A 17,995-nucleotide genomic window follows, 5' to 3' on the forward strand; every position below is an offset into this window, starting at 1 on the left:
TCACCTGCATTACGTTTACAGGAACAAATCTGTTGTTCAAAGAAAAAACAAAGACTACCCATTCTATATTTTAGAATTTTGCTGGTAAATAATTTTGATTTTTAAAACATGAAATTTTTCCAACTTATAAGTTTATTTTTCTTCGTTGTTTCTGGAATACAGGCCCAACAAGTAACAGTTAAAGGAAGTATTCTTGATACCAGCTCACAACAACCTATACCCTATGCTACTATTGCTGTAAAATCATTAGAATCACAAACTCTAATTTCGGGAACAACCAGTAATGAGGACGGTTTGTTTGAAATGGAAATAGACTCCCAAAAAGTGACATTTGAAATTTCGTTTATGGGGTATCTTCCAGTTACTATTGCTGAGTTTAAGGTATCCAATAATCAAATAGATTTAGGCACTATTTTATTACAGGAAGACTCCCAACAATTGGATGAAGTTTTAATTGTAGGTCAAGTTTCCCAAACAGAATTCAAATTAGACAAAAGGGTGTTTAACGTAGGAGCCGATTTGAGCAATACTGGTGCAAGTGCCCTGGAAGTTTTAACCAATGTTCCTTCTGTAAACGTAAGTATTGAAGGTGCAATTAGTCTACGTGGAAGTCAAGGTGTAGAAATCTTGATTAACGGCAAACCTTCTGTACTTGCCAGTGAAGAAGGCAATGCCTTAGGAACCATTACAGCAGATATGATTCAAAGCATTGAGGTTGTCACTAATCCTTCTGCAAAATATAATGCCGAAGGAACCTCTGGGATTATCAACATTATTTTAAAGAAAGATGAACGCAAAGGTTTTAACGGTTCTGTGACTTTAAATACAGGTGTGCCAAACAACCACAGTTTGGGATTAAGTGTCAATAGAAGAAGTGAAAAATTCAATCTATTTAGCCAATTAGGTGTAGGCCGCAGAACCAGACCAGTTGAAAATGAAATGGAAAGTATTGACTATAGTTCTAATAGTATAGTTAGTAGTTATGGTGATGGAGAAAAAAATGAATCTTTCCTCAACTTTACATTGGGAACAGATTATATTATAGATGACTATAATGTCTTGACACTTTCTGGTAATTATGCCTTTGAAAAAGAAGATGAAAATTACAGCACTTTTTTCAATACCTATAGCGATAATGCTTTGGAAACTGCATATAACAGACTTCAGGATGTTACGGCTGAAAATCCTAAATACCAATATGAATTTAATTACAAAAGAGATTTTAAAAGACATAAGGATCAATCGTTATTATTTAGTGCCTTAGGTAGCTTCTTCGGAAAGGATCAAACCTCTAACTACGCCAACAATTATTCTTTCGGTAGTACTGATGACTCTCAACAAATCACCGATACAGATTTTAAAGAAGCAGAATACACCTTCAAGTTAGATTACGTGCATCCGTTCAACGACGTTCATACCATAGAAACCGGAGCACAATACATTCTGGATGATGTTTCTAATGATTATACTACTAGTAATTTGGAAAACGGTGAATTTGTGATTGACAATGATTTATCCAATGATTTCAACTTCACTCAAAACGTGTTTGCTGTTTACGGAACCTATGCCTATGAAAAAGAAAAATGGGGCGTAAAACTAGGTGCCAGATTGGAAAATACCCAAGTCAACACACTACTTGAAAACACCAATGAAGAAAACGATAAAAATTACACCAATCTCTTCCCAAGTGTTCATACTTCATATAAATTCAATGATGATATTTCCCTACAAGCAGGATATTCCAAAAGAATTTACAGACCAAGGTTATGGGACTTGAATCCTTTCCTGAACATTCAAAACGAATACAGTCTGCGTTCTGGTAATCCAAATTTAAATCCAGAATACACAGATTCTTATGAAATTACCAATATTTATAAATTAGGTAAACTCTCACTAAATGCCGGAGTTTATTTTAGATACACCACCGATGTTATTGAGAGAATTGTAACCTACGAAGGCAATGTAAGTACCTCTATGCCTGCCAATGTAGGAACCAATAAAGCTACTGGTGTAGAATTGAACGCCAAATATTCTCCCAGTAATTGGCTCTCACTTTCTTACGATTTTAATTTCAACACTTATAAAAGGGACGGCTCTTTTAACGATCAGGTATTTGATTTTAGAGCCAACCAAAACACTTCCAAACTGCAAACAAAATTTAGACTACCCGCAGATTTTGATATAGAAATGACAGGTAACTATAATTCTTCTTATGAAACCATTCAAGGAGAAGTATCGGATACCTGGTTTGTAGATGCTGGGGTAAGAAAAAAAATTCTTAATGGAAAAGCTATTGTAAACCTTGGCGTTCGTGATTTATTTGCCAGTAGAATTCAGGAAAGTTACACCTATCAAGAAGATTTTTACCAGCGTAATTGGTCAAAACGTGGCAGATTCGTAACTTTTGGTGTATCCTTCGGTTTTGGAAAAGGTGAAGCCATGGAGTTTAGTGGCTCTAGAAGACATTAAAATTTCACATTTAATCAATAACAAGATAAAATCTTAAATTTATGAAAACAGAAAATAAAATATATCCAAAGTCATTTTCTCACATAGGTATCACAGTACCAGATTTAGAAGAGGCTGTAAAGTTCTACACAGAAATTATGGGCTTTTACACTATTATGGAACCAACGGTTATCCATGAAGAAAATGAAACAGCTATAGGGCAAATGTGCATTGATGTGTTTGGAAGCGGTTGGGGCAGTTTTAAAATCGCCCATCTATCTACTGGTGATAGAATTGGTATTGAACTTTTTGAATTTAAAGCAAGTAAAGAGCTTAAACCAACCTTTGAACCTTTTAGATCTGGATTATTCCATTTCTCAATTCAGGATCCTGATGTAGAAGGCTTGGTTGATAAAATTGTGGCTGCAGGTGGTAAGCAACGTATGCCTGTAAGATGGTATTATCCTGGTGAAAAACCTTATAGAATGTGTTATGTAGAAGACCCTTTTGGAACTGTTTTTGAAATCTACTCGCACTCTTACGAATTACAATATTCGGCTGGTGCTTATCAAGAGTAAACAGACAAACCTTATTTTAAAACAAAAACAAATGATAAAATCGTTTACATCTTGTTTGATAATCGTGTTGATTTTTTCTTGCAAATCTGAAAGTAAATCAACAAATAATAATACAAAGCAAACACCTCCTGCCCAACAAACAACATCTTGGGACACATCTTATGGAGGTGTAGACAAATCATACGATACTGAACTTTTAAAACTTAGGAAAAAAGTCGCGCCAGAATTTCAAACACTGGAATTTAAGGATAGCATCACTGGGAAAACCATGGCCTACAATTTGTTTATACCAAAAAATTACGACCCAACTAAAAGTTATCCTTTGGTACAATTCATTGCAGATGCCAGTACTGTTGGTAAAGGTGTAATTGCTCCTTTGAAACAAGGTTATGGTGGCATTATTTGGGCAACAGACGAAAGTCAATTAGAAAACCCAAGCTTTGTTTTAGCTCCTTCTTTTGCAGGACCAGACTGGGCTACCAACGACAAAGGCGAAGTTAGTGATGAAGTGGGGATTTCCTTTCGTTTACTAAATCATGTTATCGCAACATATAGCATCGATAAAAACAGAATTTATACCACAGGACAATCTATGGGTGGAATGATTTCGTTTCACTTAAACGCCACTTATCCAGATTTTTTTGCAGCCTCAATTTTTGTAGGAAGCCAGTGGGATATAAATGTTTTACAACCTTTAACCCAGAAAACTTTCTTCTATATAGTTTCTGCAGGTGATGAAAAAGCTTCAAATGGAATGCGGGAATTAGGAAACCTATTAACTGAAAATGATGTTAAATATGGCTCTACCGAATTTTCGGCACAATTACCACAAACACAGCAAGACCAAAAAATAGAAAACTTAATTGCCGAAGGTTACAACATAAACTTCGTTCAATTCAGTCCCAAAACGGTTACACCCGAAGGCGTTTCTGGTGGTGGTTCAGAGCATATGTATTCGTTTGATTATGCTTACAAATTAAAACCAGTTCGAGATTGGTTATTCAAACAACATAAAAAATAACATCATCATACAATACACTAGAAAATCTAACTTTATGAATCAAAATTGGTCAAGACGAAAATTTATTTTTACCACGGCAGGAGCTGGAACAGCTTTATTATGTAACCCATTCAGCACATGGGCATATAGTGAACCTAATGATATAGTTAAAAAGATAGTTGCAAAATCCATCGGTATCGATGCGCATAACCATATGGATATGCCATTCACCAAAACAGATTTTGAAGCTCAAAGCTACCCGCTAAACAAAGAGTTGAAAGCATCGGGCTTAACTGCCATAGGTATGACGTTTTGTGTAGATCGCCCAAAACTTACCCAAGAAGGTGAAGCTTTTGAGCGGTTTCTTTTAAGTTTAGATGAAATGGATGAGATGATTAAGGCCAATAATCTTAAACGTGCCTTAAATTTTTCCGACTTAAAAAAAGCGCATAAAACCGGCGAACAAATTATAATTCAATCGGTCGAGGGTGGGCATTTTATTGAAGGCAAATTAGACCGCATAGAAATAGCTTACAATAGAGGTTTAAGACATTTAGGCCTCATGCATGACGCACAATCAACTCCACCTATTGGTGATATCTATACAGATGAATCACTGTTTAACGGATTGACAGATTTAGGTAAAAACATTATTAAAGAATGTAATAGGTTAGGTATTTTAGTAGATTTAGCGCATTGCAATAATGATGCATTAAATGACGCCATCGAAACATCAACTAAACCTATGCTTATTTCTCACACCGGGCTAAACACGCAGCTAGGAAGCAACGAAAAAATGGCAAAAATAATGATGCCACGATTAATAAGTAAAGAACAAGCCAAAAAATTTGCAAACGCCGGTGGGGTTATTGGCGTTTGGACACACTTGGCTGACACCCCTTTAGATTACGCTAAAAACATAGCAGCCTTGGTAGATGTAGTAGGTATCGACCATGTTTGTATTGGTACTGATACCAAAATGGCAACCGCAAATAATAGTAATAGCAGATTTGGACAAAAAACCAACAAAAGCTGGAAAGATGAAAAAGAAGGATTTTTATACACTGTAGTAGATGCATTACTAAAAACAGGCTTTAAACAACAGGAAATTATAAAAATTGTTGGTGGCAATTATTGCAGAATATTTGATGAAGCTACAACTGTTTAATAAATTAAATAGATTGAGGTAAATTAACAGATAAGCGCTTTTTTTCATAAAAAAAAAGAATAGTTGTAACAAAAAAAGCTGTCTAAATAAGACAGCTTTTAACTAACTCAAATTAAATAATACATACTTAAGAAATAAGCCCGTATCATTGTTAGATTCAGTTTTTACAATAATTAATTATAGCCTTCATTCTGATTAAGATTTGTATTTCTACTTATAGCTTCCTGAGGTATTGGAAAAAGAATATCTGTAGAATTCCAGCCCGTCTTTACAGTCCCTAATACACTATCAGCATTACCTGTACGTTTTAGGTCAAGGAATCGGTGTCCCCATTCACAAAACAGCTCAACTTGTCTTTCTTTTTGGATTGCTGCAAGTAAAGAAGATTGATCTGTTACTGAGGATGGATCTAATTCTGCACGAGATCTTATAGCATCAAGATCTTCTTGAGCTCCTGCGATGTCATTTTGTTCAGCTCTGGCTTCTGCTCTGATTAAGTATAACTCACCCAACCGTAGTATTGTCTCCTGCTCGGTTTGTACATTTGTTCTTGTTTTATATTTATACGGATAATAATACGTCTCACCCGAATAATCAAAACTACCTATCCAATTAGTTTTTCTTTGGTCTCCAGCTTCAAATGTATTAAGCAGATATGAATTTATTGTATATAAAGGAACACCTCCCGTATCAAGGGGAACCATCTCATTAGCAAAATCAGTGTAACCTAATCTGGTATATACCTGCCAGATAGCTTCATTGCTATTAGATAAGAAGATATCATTTAAACTATTTAAAGTGTAAAGATCTGTTTTTTCAATAACTCGAGTAGCCTCGGTTTCAGCTAAATCCCATAATTCATTATACAAATAAACTCGCGCCAACATAGCTGAAGCAACATAGCTATTTACTCTTGTTCGATCAGAAAACGAAATGCTATAATCAGCAGGAAGATAATCTCTGGCATAAATAAGATCTTCTATAATTTGATTATAGACAGGATCCTTTAAAGATGCTGCCTGAGTATTTATTATTTGCACCTCTGTTGATGTGATTAAAGGTACTTCTCCAAAATAATTTAACAAATAAAAATGGCAGAATGCTCTAAAAAATTTGGCCTCTCCAATAAATTGTCCTTTTTCTTCATCAGTAAGTACTGTCGAATTTTCACAACCTTCAATAACACTATTAGACAAATAAATCAACTTATAGCTTTGAGCCCAAAAAGTATTAACATCGGAGTCTGTAGCTAAAAGACTGTTTTCATAAAAATAATTAACAGTGGCAGACAATGAAGTAAGTTCATCTACGTATGCTGAAACATTTATAGTAAAATCAGAACTAAAATAACTTTGGTTATAGAATGTCGAATAAATACCTGCTACTGCTGCATCTGCGGTTTTAGGACTCTCAAAAATAGTAAATGACACCAATGAATCCACCGGAGGATCAACATCTATTAAATCAGAGCAACTGGACATAACTAAAAGAACAAACAGCCAGTTAAATAATACTATATTTTTATTAAATCTTTTCATGTTTTTTATGTTTTAAAGTGAGATATCAATACCTAGACTAACTACTTTCAAAGGAGGCATTGTTGGCGAAAAAAATCCGTAATTAACATTATAATTCCCCGTAGTTTCTGGATCTAATCCTCTGTAGGAAGTAAACGTTAATAAATTTTGTCCTTGTGCATAAATTCTAAACTTGGAAATTTTTGCCTGTTGCAACCATGACTCAGGGAGAGAATAGGATATTGATAGGTTACGTAATCTTACAAATGATGCATCTTTAAAAATGGCATCAGACTGCATATAATAATTTCTATAGGATGCATACGATTCCGAAGATGAGTCTGTAGTTGGTGTAAATCCTAAATCTAAAGCATAATCAGGAATATTTCCCAACATTCCAGGAAACCTTGTAAGCTCATAGCCCTTTTTGTTTACAAAATTAAACAGGAAATCAAGTTGCCAATTTTTATAAGTAAAGCTATTGTTTAATCCACCATAAAATTTAGGATCTAGCGTTCCCAATACTTTATAATCTCCAAATCCATTATTACTTATTCCAGGACTAATCACTCCGTCTTTATTTACATCTTCAACAGTAGCAACTCCATTTTCCATACCTAAAAAATGGTAACCTACCGCGAGATTCAACGATTCTCCTAAAACATAAGTATTGGCATACGATGAAGATAATAAATCTGGATATTCGACTAATTTATTTTTATAAGTCGTGAAATTAAAATTCATAGACCAATTAAAATCTTTATTTGTAATAAGTTTTGCACTCAAATCCGCTTCAACACCCTGGCTCTGCAAAACAGCATCAAAATTGGCATTATAAGAAGAAAAACCTGTTTGGGTAGAAAGCGGATAGGCTACTAAAAGATTACTTGTTTTATTTCTATACCATGCAAGATTCAACATCAATTTATTATTCAAGAAACCTAACTCTGTAGCTACCTCAAGTTTTTTCGCTTTTTCCCAGCTATAATCAGAATTAGCAATTCTTGAAGGAACAAAACCTTTCGTGCTCCCATATGAATAGTTAGATAGAGAGTATGTATCAAGATACCCATAATTTCCAATTTGGTCATTACCAGTAATACCATAACTACCTCTTATTTTACCAAAACTTAACCAAGTATTATTCTTTAAAAAGTTTTCTTCTGTAAAAATCCATGCGGCAGCAATAGAACCAAAATTACCAAAACGATTACTCGGACCGAATTTAGAAGAGCCATCTCTACGAAATGTTCCGTTAATAATATATTTATCTTTAAAGTTATAATTTGCCTGACCAAACACAGAAGTGTATTTGTATTCTGAGCTTGTATTTGAATTAACAAATATTGTATTTGCTGAAGTATAATTTTGCATTAACGATTGTGAGGCAAAATCGGCAGCTATTACAAAGTAAGGTTGATTATAATTTGTTGCCTGATATGTTCCTCCTATCACTCCACTAAGTTTACTTTCACCAATCTGTTTGTTGAAATTAATTTGTGGTTCTACAATATAAACTTTACTGCTATTACTTAAATAAGTTCCCATATCCATAGCTTGAAAGATTGGAGGATAAACATCCGAAGGCGTTAAATTTGTTTGAACAAGCTCAACTTTATTAAGCCCCATACTTACTTTTGCTTCGATAGCAGAAGTAATATTATAGGCCACAGTTGCATTTAGAACAAGATTGTTAGACTTTGCACTGAAAGATTGTTTAAGAAATGCAATAGGATTTGAATAATTAAAATCATAATACAAACCATTTGCACTCGTACTGTCGTAAATTGGATAATTTCCAGGTAATTGATAAGCATCACTAGTATAATCAGTTCCGTAAATCAGGTTGTCATCCGCAGAATAAATTGTACTTAGATTTGTTTTCAGTTTTTCATCAGGAGATGTATAATTTACATTCATATTTAGTGACCCTCTAATATATCTCGAATCCCCTGGAGTTACTGGCGTTTCTTTATGAAAACTACCACTTAATAAAAAATTTGTACCTCCGCTTCCTCCAGAAAGCGAGCCGGAGATATCAGTTCTATTAGCTGTATTTCCCATTAACTTTTTCTGGAAATCTATATCTGCATTTTGATCCCATAATGTAATATCAGGGGCACTAAATTCATCTGGAGTAATTCCATCATTTGCAAAAGTCTGCCTTCTAAGTTCCAGATAGTCCTTTGTACTAAGCGTAGGTACAACACTTGTAAGACTTCCAACACCTGTACTTGTATTTAAAGTAAATTTTGGTTTACCGGATTTTCCTTTTTTGGTAGTTATTAAAATCACACCATTTGCACCTCTAGATCCATAAATAGCAGTTGCATCTGCATCTTTCAATACTTCCAGGCTTTCAATATCATTAGGATTTAGCATAGAAAAAGGATCTACACCAGAAACAGCAGCACCAGACATTCGTGTTGCACTAGGATCCTGTGCATCAATACTAGCTCCGTTAAATGGAACTCCGTCAATTATATAAAGAGGAAGGGTTCCGGCTCTAAGAGAACTTGCTCCTCTTACTTTTACTTGTAATCCTGCCCCAGGCATACCTGATGTTTGTTGAATATATAAACCTGGCGTTGTTCCTTCCAATGCTTGTATTAAACTTGTTACAGGTTGCTTTTCTATTGTTTCTTCATTTATTGAACTAATACTACCGGTAGCCACACGCTGATTTACACTGTAATAACCTGCGTTTATTATTACTTCTGTCAAAGTCTCAATTTTATTTGCTAATGTAAACATCAGCATTTCATTGGAGGAAATTTCAACTTTTGAAGTAACATTGTTTCCTTCCGATGCTTCGGAAGAAATTATATTTACCCTTAATAGTTGCGAATCTATCTTACTTACCTCAATTGTTAAGCCCTGAAAACCAATAGATGATATTTGAATTTTATTTCCATTTTTAACCATCAAACTAAAATTACCATTTTCATCTGATGATATTCCTTTTCCCAAATCTTGATCATAAACAGTTACCCCGGGAATAGATACTCCTGAATAATCTATGAAACGCCCCGTTATCTTAAACTCATAACCGTTCTTTTCTTTATTAAAAACCTGAGCATCATAAAGTTTGCCTGTATCACTTGTCTCTTTCAAAGAAATAAAAATAGTGGTATTTTCAATTGTATAATCAAATGGCTGACCTCTTAAAATATTTTTTAAAAAGGAATTAAGAGGCATACGATCGGCCTTGATAGAAACTGGTTTACTCTTTTTTAAAAGTTGTGACGAGCAAACAACACTGTAACCTGTTTGCTTTTTAATTTCGTTAAAAACAGTTTTTAATGGAACTTGTTTTCCTGTGTAAGTAACTGTTATAGTGTCATTACTTGCAGATAAATTTGTAATTGATGCTAAAATAAAAATCATTACAAGATTAAAAAGCCGGAATCGACCTAAAAATGAGCATTCCTGAAAAGCACTTTTTCTGGAATTAAAAAGTTTTTTTAATTTCATACATTTGTAGTTTATAAGTGAATACATAGTTATCCTTAAAGACTCGTTCTATAAGGATGCTTAAAAAATGGGTCGGCAGTGTTCCCAGCACTACCGGCCTTTTTGTATAGTAATATTTGTGTTTGTTTAAAGCCCTATTTTTTTTCAGGCGTAATAAATATTTTATTATTCTCTACTCTATAATTGACCCCAATCCTCCCTAATCCTCGAAGAACTTGACTAAGTGTTAAATCTCTTTTAATTTCGCCCCAAAGCTCTATTTCCGGTACTTTTCCCTCATAAATAATTTCAACATTATACCAGCGCCCTAATTCCTTTAAAGCACTCTCTATCGGGGAATTATCAAACTTGAACACACCATTTTTCCATGCCATTACCTGATCTACATCAATATTATGAGCCAACTTAATTGCAGATTCATTTTCTATAATAGCCTGTTGCCCTGGTTTTATTAATACATGCTGATTAGCGTTATTTACTTCTACACTTCCTTCAAGTAAGGTTACTCTTATATCGCTATCATCATTATAAGCTTTAACATTAAAATGAGTTCCTAGTACTCTAACATTCATATCTCCTTTAGATACATAAAATGGTTTACTATCATCGTGAGCAACCTCGAAGTAAGCTTCTCCAACGACACTCACTTTACGATTATTCCCTTTAAATGTAACTGGAAAAGTAATTGATGATCCCGAATTAAGCCATACCTGAGAACCATCACTCAACACGAGGTCTATAACCTTACTTCCTTTAGGATTAGTAAGTGTGTTCGAATGAGAAACATTATCAGTATTATCTGAGGAAACGGACTGATAGGTTATCTTTTCTTCTGAAACCTTCTTAAAAGGGGCCTCTTTTACATCTGCTAACAAACCATTTTGTAAACTGTCTAAATAAATAGTTCTGCCATCTCCAAATGTCACATAAGCTTTATTTCTATCAGGAGCTTTTACATCGGTATATTGAGATTGTAAATTACTTGTATTTGAATTATATAATGACCAAAACAGACTGATACTAAAAACACTAATAATAGGCACTAAAATAGCAGCAACCGCCCATTTAAACCTTGGACGCATAAATACAGATTTCCTTTTGGTAAAATGAACATCTATCACTTTAGCAGAAGATTTTTCAACTGTAGTTTCCTTTTTAGTTGTTTGAATTTTGTCAAAAAGATTTTCCCAATCAATTTGCTGGTCTAATTCAATTGAATCGTACTGTTCAACTAAACTATCAACATATTGGTAAAATTCTGACCAATCTTTGCTTTCTTTCACCCATTTCACCAGTTCTTCCTTTTCATCGACAGAAATAGTCTGGTTTTTCCAAGCTTCAAGTAAATATTTTATTTTATTATTTTCATGGTCCATAGATCGGTCTATTATTTTATTGGTTGTTTTTATTTTAGCATATCGATAAATGTACTTAACACCATTCCTAAATTTTCTTTATATCCACCGGTAAAATATTTTATAATACCATTTTTATCGATGATAGCATTATGGGGAAATATACTCATATTATACCCACTCACAAGTTCAGCTGCGTTAGGAATTATGCGATAGTTAAATTCATGATCAGACATGAATTTTTTTACATCTTCTGTATTATTGAAGGTTATTCCCAGAAAAACCACATCTTTGTCATTTTTGTATTTTTCTGTTAGTTCATTAAGTTCAGGCATTTCCTTTACACAAGGTTTACATAAGGTAAACCAGAAATTTAAAACAACAACCTTTCCTTTTAATTCTGATAGAGAAACCTTTTTCCCGTCCATATCTGTTAGATTAAAATCGACTGCTGGTTTACCTACATATGAATCATCTGGTTTATCAGGAATTTGCCCTTTTAACATAGCCAACTCTTCATCTGATAAATAGTTAAGTTTTTGAATATTAGGATTATTTTTGTCCTGATAATTAAGATCCTTCACAATACGATCTTCTCCCCAAGCCGTTTTAAGACTATCAAGCTTGTCTTCCCCTATAATTTTTCCGTCTGGAAGAAGATATTGCTTTTTACTTTTTTCCTGAGCATAGCTAGATACGATCCCTGCACTCAATGCTAGAGCTGAAAATAAAACTTTAATTTTTATCATTTTTTAATTATTTATTAGTGAATATTTATTTGATCTTACTTATTAACAAAAATCTCATTATTGCATTTTCCACAAACAAAACACTCACAAACTAATTATATTCGTGTTAAATTAAGAAGTAAAGCAATAAAAAAACATTCTTATTACTAATAAGATGAACAAAGAATAAAATGTACTAGTGGAATTTGATTATTTTTTTATTTGAGAGAAATAATTATCCAAATAATAGTCCAAAGCGTATTAGCAAAATATTCCCGAATATTAATTTGAGCCGCGGCAAGATGATTACGGACTGTATTAGGGGATATTTCTAGTATTTCAGCAATCTCTTTACGGCTAATTCCCTCAATTCTAGCTAATCTAAAAACAGTCTTCTGTTTAACAGGTAGCTTATCAATTGCTTTATACAATTTTTTTTCAATTTCTTCATCAGAAATCACATCCACTTCGGACTCCTCTTTTACAATCTCAAGTGAAGATGCATACTTATTAAGACGCTGTTTTTCCAAAACAACACTTCTAAAATAAGATGATATTTGATTGTGTAAAATTCTAAAAATATATCCTTTGGGATTATGAGCATCCCCTATTAACTTTCTTTTTTCCCAAATCACAACAAAAACATCCTGAACAAGCTCCTCTGCTAAATCTGAAGAATGAGTCATCTTCAAAGCTGTAGAATAAAAGGGAGCTCGAAAAGCATCATATACTTCCCTAAAGGCAATCTCATTACCTTTCGCTATCTCTTTAAAAACTTCTTCTCTTAAATGATGCTTTCCTGACATTGGAATAAATAACTTGAAGTAGTAAACTTAAATCTTTAAATTTAACTAACAATTAATTATTATAAGATTTACAAAATTTATTTAAAAAAACTTAAAAATCAATTTATTCATAATTTTATAACATTATTTATAAAAAAAACATAAGGTGAGTTTGTAAAAAAAACTGATAATTAGTTGAATGACTGCTAGGCTTCAAATCTAAAGTTATATCTACTAATCCAAATTATCTTATATTTTTTATTTAATTAAAACAAAACACCCCTTTCATAATTTGTCATAAAAGAGGTGTTTATATTTTATAAATTGTAATTCTACATCCAATCCGGCTTATTTACATCCTTCAAATAAAAATCAAAAAACGATTGCATTTTTTGAGTCCAGTCTTTTTGGTTTTCATAATCAGACAAGGTGTGTCCTTCTTTTTTATAGTTAATTAACCAACTTGGCTTATGCAACCTTCTTAAAGCAAAAAATAACGACATCCCTTCCTGATAAGGCACAGCCAAATCGCGATCATTATGAAAAATTAAAGTTGGTGTACTAACAGTTTCAGCGTGAAATACAGGCGAATTTTCTAAATATGCATCTTTATTATCAAAGAAACTACCTTTCATTCGGTATTGATCTACTTCATATTTAAACATATTCGATAATCCGTTAGATCTATAACTAAGGTAGTTTGATGTAAAATTACTCACGCCCGATCCTACAATAGCACAACTAAAAACATCTGTTTTAGTTAACAAAAATGCGGTTTCGTAACCTCCGAAACTATGACCCTGAATACCAATATGCCCCTTAGTTGCAATCCCTTTTTCAATTAAATATTCTACTCCGCTTACAACGGAATTATAAGCACTCAAACCAGGGGCATTATATGTAAAATGTACATCGGGCTGAAACACAATATACCCCTTGCTTACATATTCAGGAATATTAATATTTGAAGTGCTTACTTCCGGCATATGGTATTTAAAAAGTTCTTCGGTATGCTTGTCGTAAAAATGCACAATAACGGGATATATCTTATCTGAATTGTAATTTTCGGGAAGATAAAGTATACCTTCATTTTCTGTTCCCTTAAAGGTATTCCATTGAATCATTTGAGCTTTCCCCCAGGCGTAATCTCTTTGCTGTGAATTGATATTTGTAAGTTGTTTTTCTTTTGAAAAGTTACTCTTTGTATACCATAAATCTGGAAAACGGTTATAACTCTCTTTGGTGAATAAATATCCTGATCCATCACCCGAAATTGATTCTAAAGAAACACTATATTCCGGTGACCCACCTAATTTGTTAACTCTTACTTTAGTTAAACTACACAAGCCTTCAGTCTTAGAAACCGTGTTAAAACTTTTTAAAAGTAGATCCTGATTTAACGACAAATCACCTCCAAACAAACTACCTGACAAACGTAATGAAACCTTGTTTTTTCTTCCGTATTCTTTAGTTATACAATATGGCGCTTTTTTCCCAGTTAAATCAACAGCCCAAAGATCGTATTTATCATACAGCACCACTTCTTTGCCTTCATTTAACCAACCTGCAATTCCATAAGCTTTAGTGTACCCTCCAAAATCATTTTCTTCATTCCATAACGGATAAGGCATTTGATTTCCAATGACTTTAAATTCAGGATTTTTATCATTTACATCAAAAAACATCCAAAATTTATCCTGGGTATTAAACCAAACCGCATAAGTCCCATTGGTATTCCATATTGGATTTTCAATGATATTTTCCAAAACCTTTACTTTTATATTTTCTTCAAGATTTACAAAGTATAAGTCATGTGGGCTATTAAATTTCCAGTCAACTTCCACTTCGTAACCTTTATCCGAAGCCGCAAAAACTTTTGAATAATTGTTATTATTTGGGGCAATTACCTGTTCGTAATCTCCCAAATTAATTTTATAACAACTTTTAGTTTCCACATTATATACATAGTAAGGTGGCTTAGGTGTTGGTGATTGTCCTCTTAACTTTTCCTGACGTCTTTGGGAGGTACCTTCATCCCAAGACCAAACCTCAACCTCTACTTTTTTAGTTTTTTGTGACGGTCTATGATTATTATAGTTCGATTGAATTTGTAAAGGAAAAATTTTAATATCTTCTTCTATAGGATACGGTTGTTTTGTGAATGTATACAACGAATCATTCAAAGAAATAGTTTCAAAATCTAAAATCTCTTTAACATTTCCAGATTTAATATCAAAATAGAATAACAAATTAGCATACTCGACAGTTGCACTTTTTTTAACTGTAAACGAGCCTCCGTTCTTTTTTATATTAAGTGTAAAATCTCCAAATTTAGAAGCTTCACAACTATACAAAGTTTGATAATTACCTCCCACAACACCATGTTTTAAAAACACCTTTCCTTGTTCTTCCTGAGAAAACAAAATATGGTCTGGTTTGTCCAGAGTTGAAAAGTTCTGAATATTATTAAAAACAATACTATCATTTTTTCTCAGGTTATAATACACGACCTTTTTTAATGCTTTCCCATTTTCAAAAGGGCCATAATGTGTATAGGTTAAATAATCCGTTCCAACTATAGCCTGAGTATAATCTTTAATAGTCCATAATATTTGTTTTCCAGAATTTAAAGATTTTAAAAAGATCGTGTCATTCTTACTATATTTCACCCAATCCTGTGTACCTACAAACTGAAACTCATTAACATCTTTAAATACAATCTCTTTATCACTCTTTGTACTTTTAATATTGATTTCATTTACGTTTTGAGCTTCCAAATCCTGAAAAACAGTTTTATAAAACATCCACTCTCCATTAAAAGACAAGCCTTTTTTATCGATACGTTTCCAAGATTTATATGCAGCCTCGTCTATTTCCTTCTTTTGTGCCTGAACACAAAAAAAGGAAGACAAAGCCAGACTAACTATAATAAAATGTTTCATAGTATTTTTACTAATTATCTTCAGATTTTAAAAGTTCCATAACGGCACTTAATTCATCTGCTAACTGGGATGGGCTTCCGCTATAACCTTCTGAAGTATATCTTAATTTACCATTTTTAATAACCACTTTTCTTGGAATACCTGAAGACTTAAACAATTTTGCAAAATGTTTGAAGGTTTTATTATTAGTGCCAATATCTTCTGAAAAAATATCATAAAGCACATTAAAATCATATCCTTTTTGTTTTATGTAGGCCTCGGCTTCTTTTATATAATTTTCACTGGTTTCTTGGGTTGAAACAAAATAAAAATTGACGTTTTCATCCTTCTTATACTTGTTAACAGCCATTTCCATACCTGGAAATGCTTTTTTACATGGTCCGCACCAGGTTGCCCAGAAATCAATGATTATAATTTCATCTTTCTTTCCTACGATGTTTACTTTTTTCCCGCGTTTATTCTCAAAAATTAATTCTGGTGCATCAATATTTGTTAAATGAGATTTTACTTCCTCCTGTAAATTAGCAACTTTTGTTTTTTTAAGATTTTCTAAATATGTTTCAAAAGTTTCTTCATGATTGGCTTGTTTAAACTGTTCGTGTAAACGCTCCAGCATTAACGGTGTTAAGGCATTCTTTGCTGCAGATTTCTCTAAAACCTCTAATGTGGGTTTATCTAAAGCTTCAAGTGTCAACATATGAAACTCATTCATGGTAGAATTACTATACTGAGCATCCTTTGAATACAATTCAAAAGCATTCAATACCTTTTCATAGGCTTTTTCGGCATATAATATTCTTATATGAAAATCTAATTTACCATCTAACTGACTAATAGCATTTCGGGTTGCCTGATTAGGAGACCAGTACAAACCTTGCAAGTATGATAAATCGTTAGGTTTTTTAACAATTTCGTTTATCATGATTTCTGAAAGTTCTAATAAATCTTTATTATCAGCCGTTTTTAAGCGAAAAGCTTTTAATACATTATGATGGTAGCAATCATTGATGGTATTAAAGTTCATGTCAGGAATTATAGCTGCTATTTTATCGTATTGTTGCTGAGAAAAATACAACCCAAATAATTCCTGATATAACCTGTTATAGATATTCTTTGTTTTTGCTAAACCATCATTATTAGGATATTGCTCTAAAAATGTTTCTGATGCCAAAATTTTATCTTCCGGCGTTGAAAATTGTCTCAGCATTTCAAATTCAACAAATCGTTTGGTTATACCATTCGGATACTTATTTAAAATGACATCCTGCAAACTATCCGCAACCGGTTTATTATTTAAAGTAAACTGAAAAAGATTTTTAACTTCAATATATTGTTCTTCACTAAGGTTGTTATAATCTTTTAGAAACATAGTTAAAAGTCTGTTCCCAAGCGGCATATAATTATCAGGTTTTCTTATTTGTGCCAGTTTAATATAGGTTGAAATAAAAAGAGGTAATTTATCGGCATGATCTTCTATTTCCTTTTTTATCCAGTATTCTGAAGCTTCATCCATGATAGTAAATTCTTTAAAATACCCTCCAAAATCCATATTAAACTTGCTGTTTCTAAAGGTTCCCCAGGCCAGGTTATTACCAGGATTTTTAGCTTTTTCAGCATTTAACGGCACATAAATATATCCGTTATCGAAATTGGTATCAGATACCAATCCATTTTCACCATAACTTAAAAATTTGAAGGCCACAAAAGAACAAGCTTCAGGAATAGCATATTCTCCTTTCCAAAAACTATTTTGTTTGTCAAGCTTGACATCAACCAGGTTCCATTTATAATCTTTAAAAATATAAGCTACAGCTTCTATTTCAGGAAAACCTTCAAGTGGACCACCTTCTGGAGTATAAGTAAAGTTTACCGTTGTTCCAGAAGTTGCTGGCACTTCAATACCCTGTAATCTGGATTGATTTTCTTTAGTTTGTCCTTGTAAATAAGACATAGAAAGAAGTAGCGCCATAATAATGGCGCTCTTAATTATCTTTTTCATT

At 33.0% G+C, this 17,995-nt stretch carries 11 protein-coding genes; 4 read left to right on the forward strand and 7 right to left on the reverse strand.

Annotated features, from left to right (window positions below):
• Positions 1 to 108: 108 nt before the first annotated feature.
• From I3217_RS05020 to I3217_RS05035, 4 genes are read left to right on the forward strand one after another with little or no spacing between them, the layout of a single operon-like run.
• Entirely contained in the window at positions 109 to 2,469 is a 2,361-nt protein-coding gene (locus I3217_RS05020) for a TonB-dependent receptor domain-containing protein (RefSeq protein WP_435048653.1), read from the forward strand.
• Between the two features lie 41 nt (positions 2,470 to 2,510).
• Entirely contained in the window at positions 2,511 to 3,026 is a 516-nt protein-coding gene (locus I3217_RS05025; RefSeq protein ID WP_435048654.1) for a lactoylglutathione lyase family protein, read from the forward strand.
• 31 nt (positions 3,027 to 3,057) lie between these two features.
• Positions 3,058 to 4,047, forward strand: coding sequence for a hypothetical protein (locus tag I3217_RS05030; protein ID WP_435048655.1), 990 nt, complete (start codon positions 3,058 to 3,060; stop codon positions 4,045 to 4,047).
• A 34-nt stretch (positions 4,048 to 4,081) separates the two neighbouring features.
• On the forward strand, positions 4,082 to 5,194 hold the full coding sequence (locus I3217_RS05035; RefSeq protein WP_435048656.1) for a dipeptidase: 1,113 nt from the start codon (positions 4,082 to 4,084) through the stop codon (positions 5,192 to 5,194).
• 173 nt (positions 5,195 to 5,367) lie between these two features.
• Here I3217_RS05035 and I3217_RS05040 read toward each other — a convergent pair whose 3' ends face one another.
• From I3217_RS05040 to I3217_RS05070, 7 genes are all read right to left on the reverse strand, one after another.
• Positions 5,368 to 6,675 carry a RagB/SusD family nutrient uptake outer membrane protein gene (locus tag I3217_RS05040; protein ID WP_435048657.1) on the reverse strand — a complete coding sequence of 436 codons (1,308 nt, stop codon included), beginning with the start codon at positions 6,673 to 6,675 and terminating at the stop codon, positions 5,368 to 5,370.
• A 69-nt stretch (positions 6,676 to 6,744) separates the two neighbouring features.
• Positions 6,745 to 10,185, reverse strand: coding sequence for a SusC/RagA family TonB-linked outer membrane protein (locus I3217_RS05045; RefSeq protein ID WP_435048658.1), 3,441 nt, complete (start codon positions 10,183 to 10,185; stop codon positions 6,745 to 6,747).
• 134 nt (positions 10,186 to 10,319) lie between these two features.
• Positions 10,320 to 11,561: a FecR family protein gene (locus I3217_RS05050; RefSeq protein WP_435048659.1), complete on the reverse strand. Its 1,242-nt coding sequence runs from the start codon at positions 11,559 to 11,561 to the stop codon at positions 10,320 to 10,322.
• Positions 11,562 to 11,590: 29 nt separating this feature from the next.
• Positions 11,591 to 12,289, reverse strand: a complete 699-nt coding sequence (locus I3217_RS05055) for a peroxiredoxin family protein (protein WP_435048660.1) — start codon at positions 12,287 to 12,289, stop codon at positions 11,591 to 11,593.
• 197 nt (positions 12,290 to 12,486) lie between these two features.
• The gene (locus tag I3217_RS05060) at positions 12,487 to 13,074 is read right to left on the reverse strand and encodes an RNA polymerase sigma factor (protein WP_435048661.1); all 588 of its coding nucleotides are present in this window, start codon (positions 13,072 to 13,074) and stop codon (positions 12,487 to 12,489) included.
• 311 nt (positions 13,075 to 13,385) lie between these two features.
• On the reverse strand, positions 13,386 to 15,995 hold the full coding sequence (locus tag I3217_RS05065) for an alpha/beta hydrolase family protein (RefSeq protein ID WP_435048662.1): 2,610 nt from the start codon (positions 15,993 to 15,995) through the stop codon (positions 13,386 to 13,388).
• A 10-nt stretch (positions 15,996 to 16,005) separates the two neighbouring features.
• Positions 16,006 to 17,994 carry a TlpA family protein disulfide reductase gene (locus tag I3217_RS05070; protein WP_435048663.1) on the reverse strand — a complete coding sequence of 663 codons (1,989 nt, stop codon included), beginning with the start codon at positions 17,992 to 17,994 and terminating at the stop codon, positions 16,006 to 16,008.
• Position 17,995 lies beyond the last annotated feature (1 nt).

It is taken from the genome of Formosa sp. S-31 (assembly GCF_051172795.1).
Lineage (GTDB): Bacteria > Bacteroidota > Bacteroidia > Flavobacteriales > Flavobacteriaceae > Formosa.

What these genes read in the sequence shown, in the direction of transcription:
- I3217_RS05020 (WP_435048653.1), top strand. Translation starts at nt 109, where the DNA reads ATGAAATTTTTCCAACTTATAAGTTTATTTTTCTTCGTTGTTTCTGGA.
- I3217_RS05025 (WP_435048654.1), top strand. Translation starts at nt 2,511, where the DNA reads ATGAAAACAGAAAATAAAATATATCCAAAGTCATTTTCTCACATAGGT.
- I3217_RS05030 (WP_435048655.1), top strand. Translation starts at nt 3,058, where the DNA reads ATGATAAAATCGTTTACATCTTGTTTGATAATCGTGTTGATTTTTTCT.
- I3217_RS05035 (WP_435048656.1), top strand. Translation starts at nt 4,082, where the DNA reads ATGAATCAAAATTGGTCAAGACGAAAATTTATTTTTACCACGGCAGGA.
- I3217_RS05040 (WP_435048657.1), bottom strand. Translation starts at nt 6,675, where the DNA reads ATGTCCAGTTGCTCTGATTTAATAGATGTTGATCCTCCGGTGGATTCA.
- I3217_RS05045 (WP_435048658.1), bottom strand. Translation starts at nt 10,185, where the DNA reads ATGAAATTAAAAAAACTTTTTAATTCCAGAAAAAGTGCTTTTCAGGAA.
- I3217_RS05050 (WP_435048659.1), bottom strand. Translation starts at nt 11,561, where the DNA reads ATGGACCATGAAAATAATAAAATAAAATATTTACTTGAAGCTTGGAAA.
- I3217_RS05055 (WP_435048660.1), bottom strand. Translation starts at nt 12,289, where the DNA reads ATGATAAAAATTAAAGTTTTATTTTCAGCTCTAGCATTGAGTGCAGGG.
- I3217_RS05060 (WP_435048661.1), bottom strand. Translation starts at nt 13,074, where the DNA reads ATGTCAGGAAAGCATCATTTAAGAGAAGAAGTTTTTAAAGAGATAGCG.
- I3217_RS05065 (WP_435048662.1), bottom strand. Translation starts at nt 15,995, where the DNA reads ATGAAACATTTTATTATAGTTAGTCTGGCTTTGTCTTCCTTTTTTTGT.
- I3217_RS05070 (WP_435048663.1), bottom strand. Translation starts at nt 17,994, where the DNA reads ATGAAAAAGATAATTAAGAGCGCCATTATTATGGCGCTACTTCTTTCT.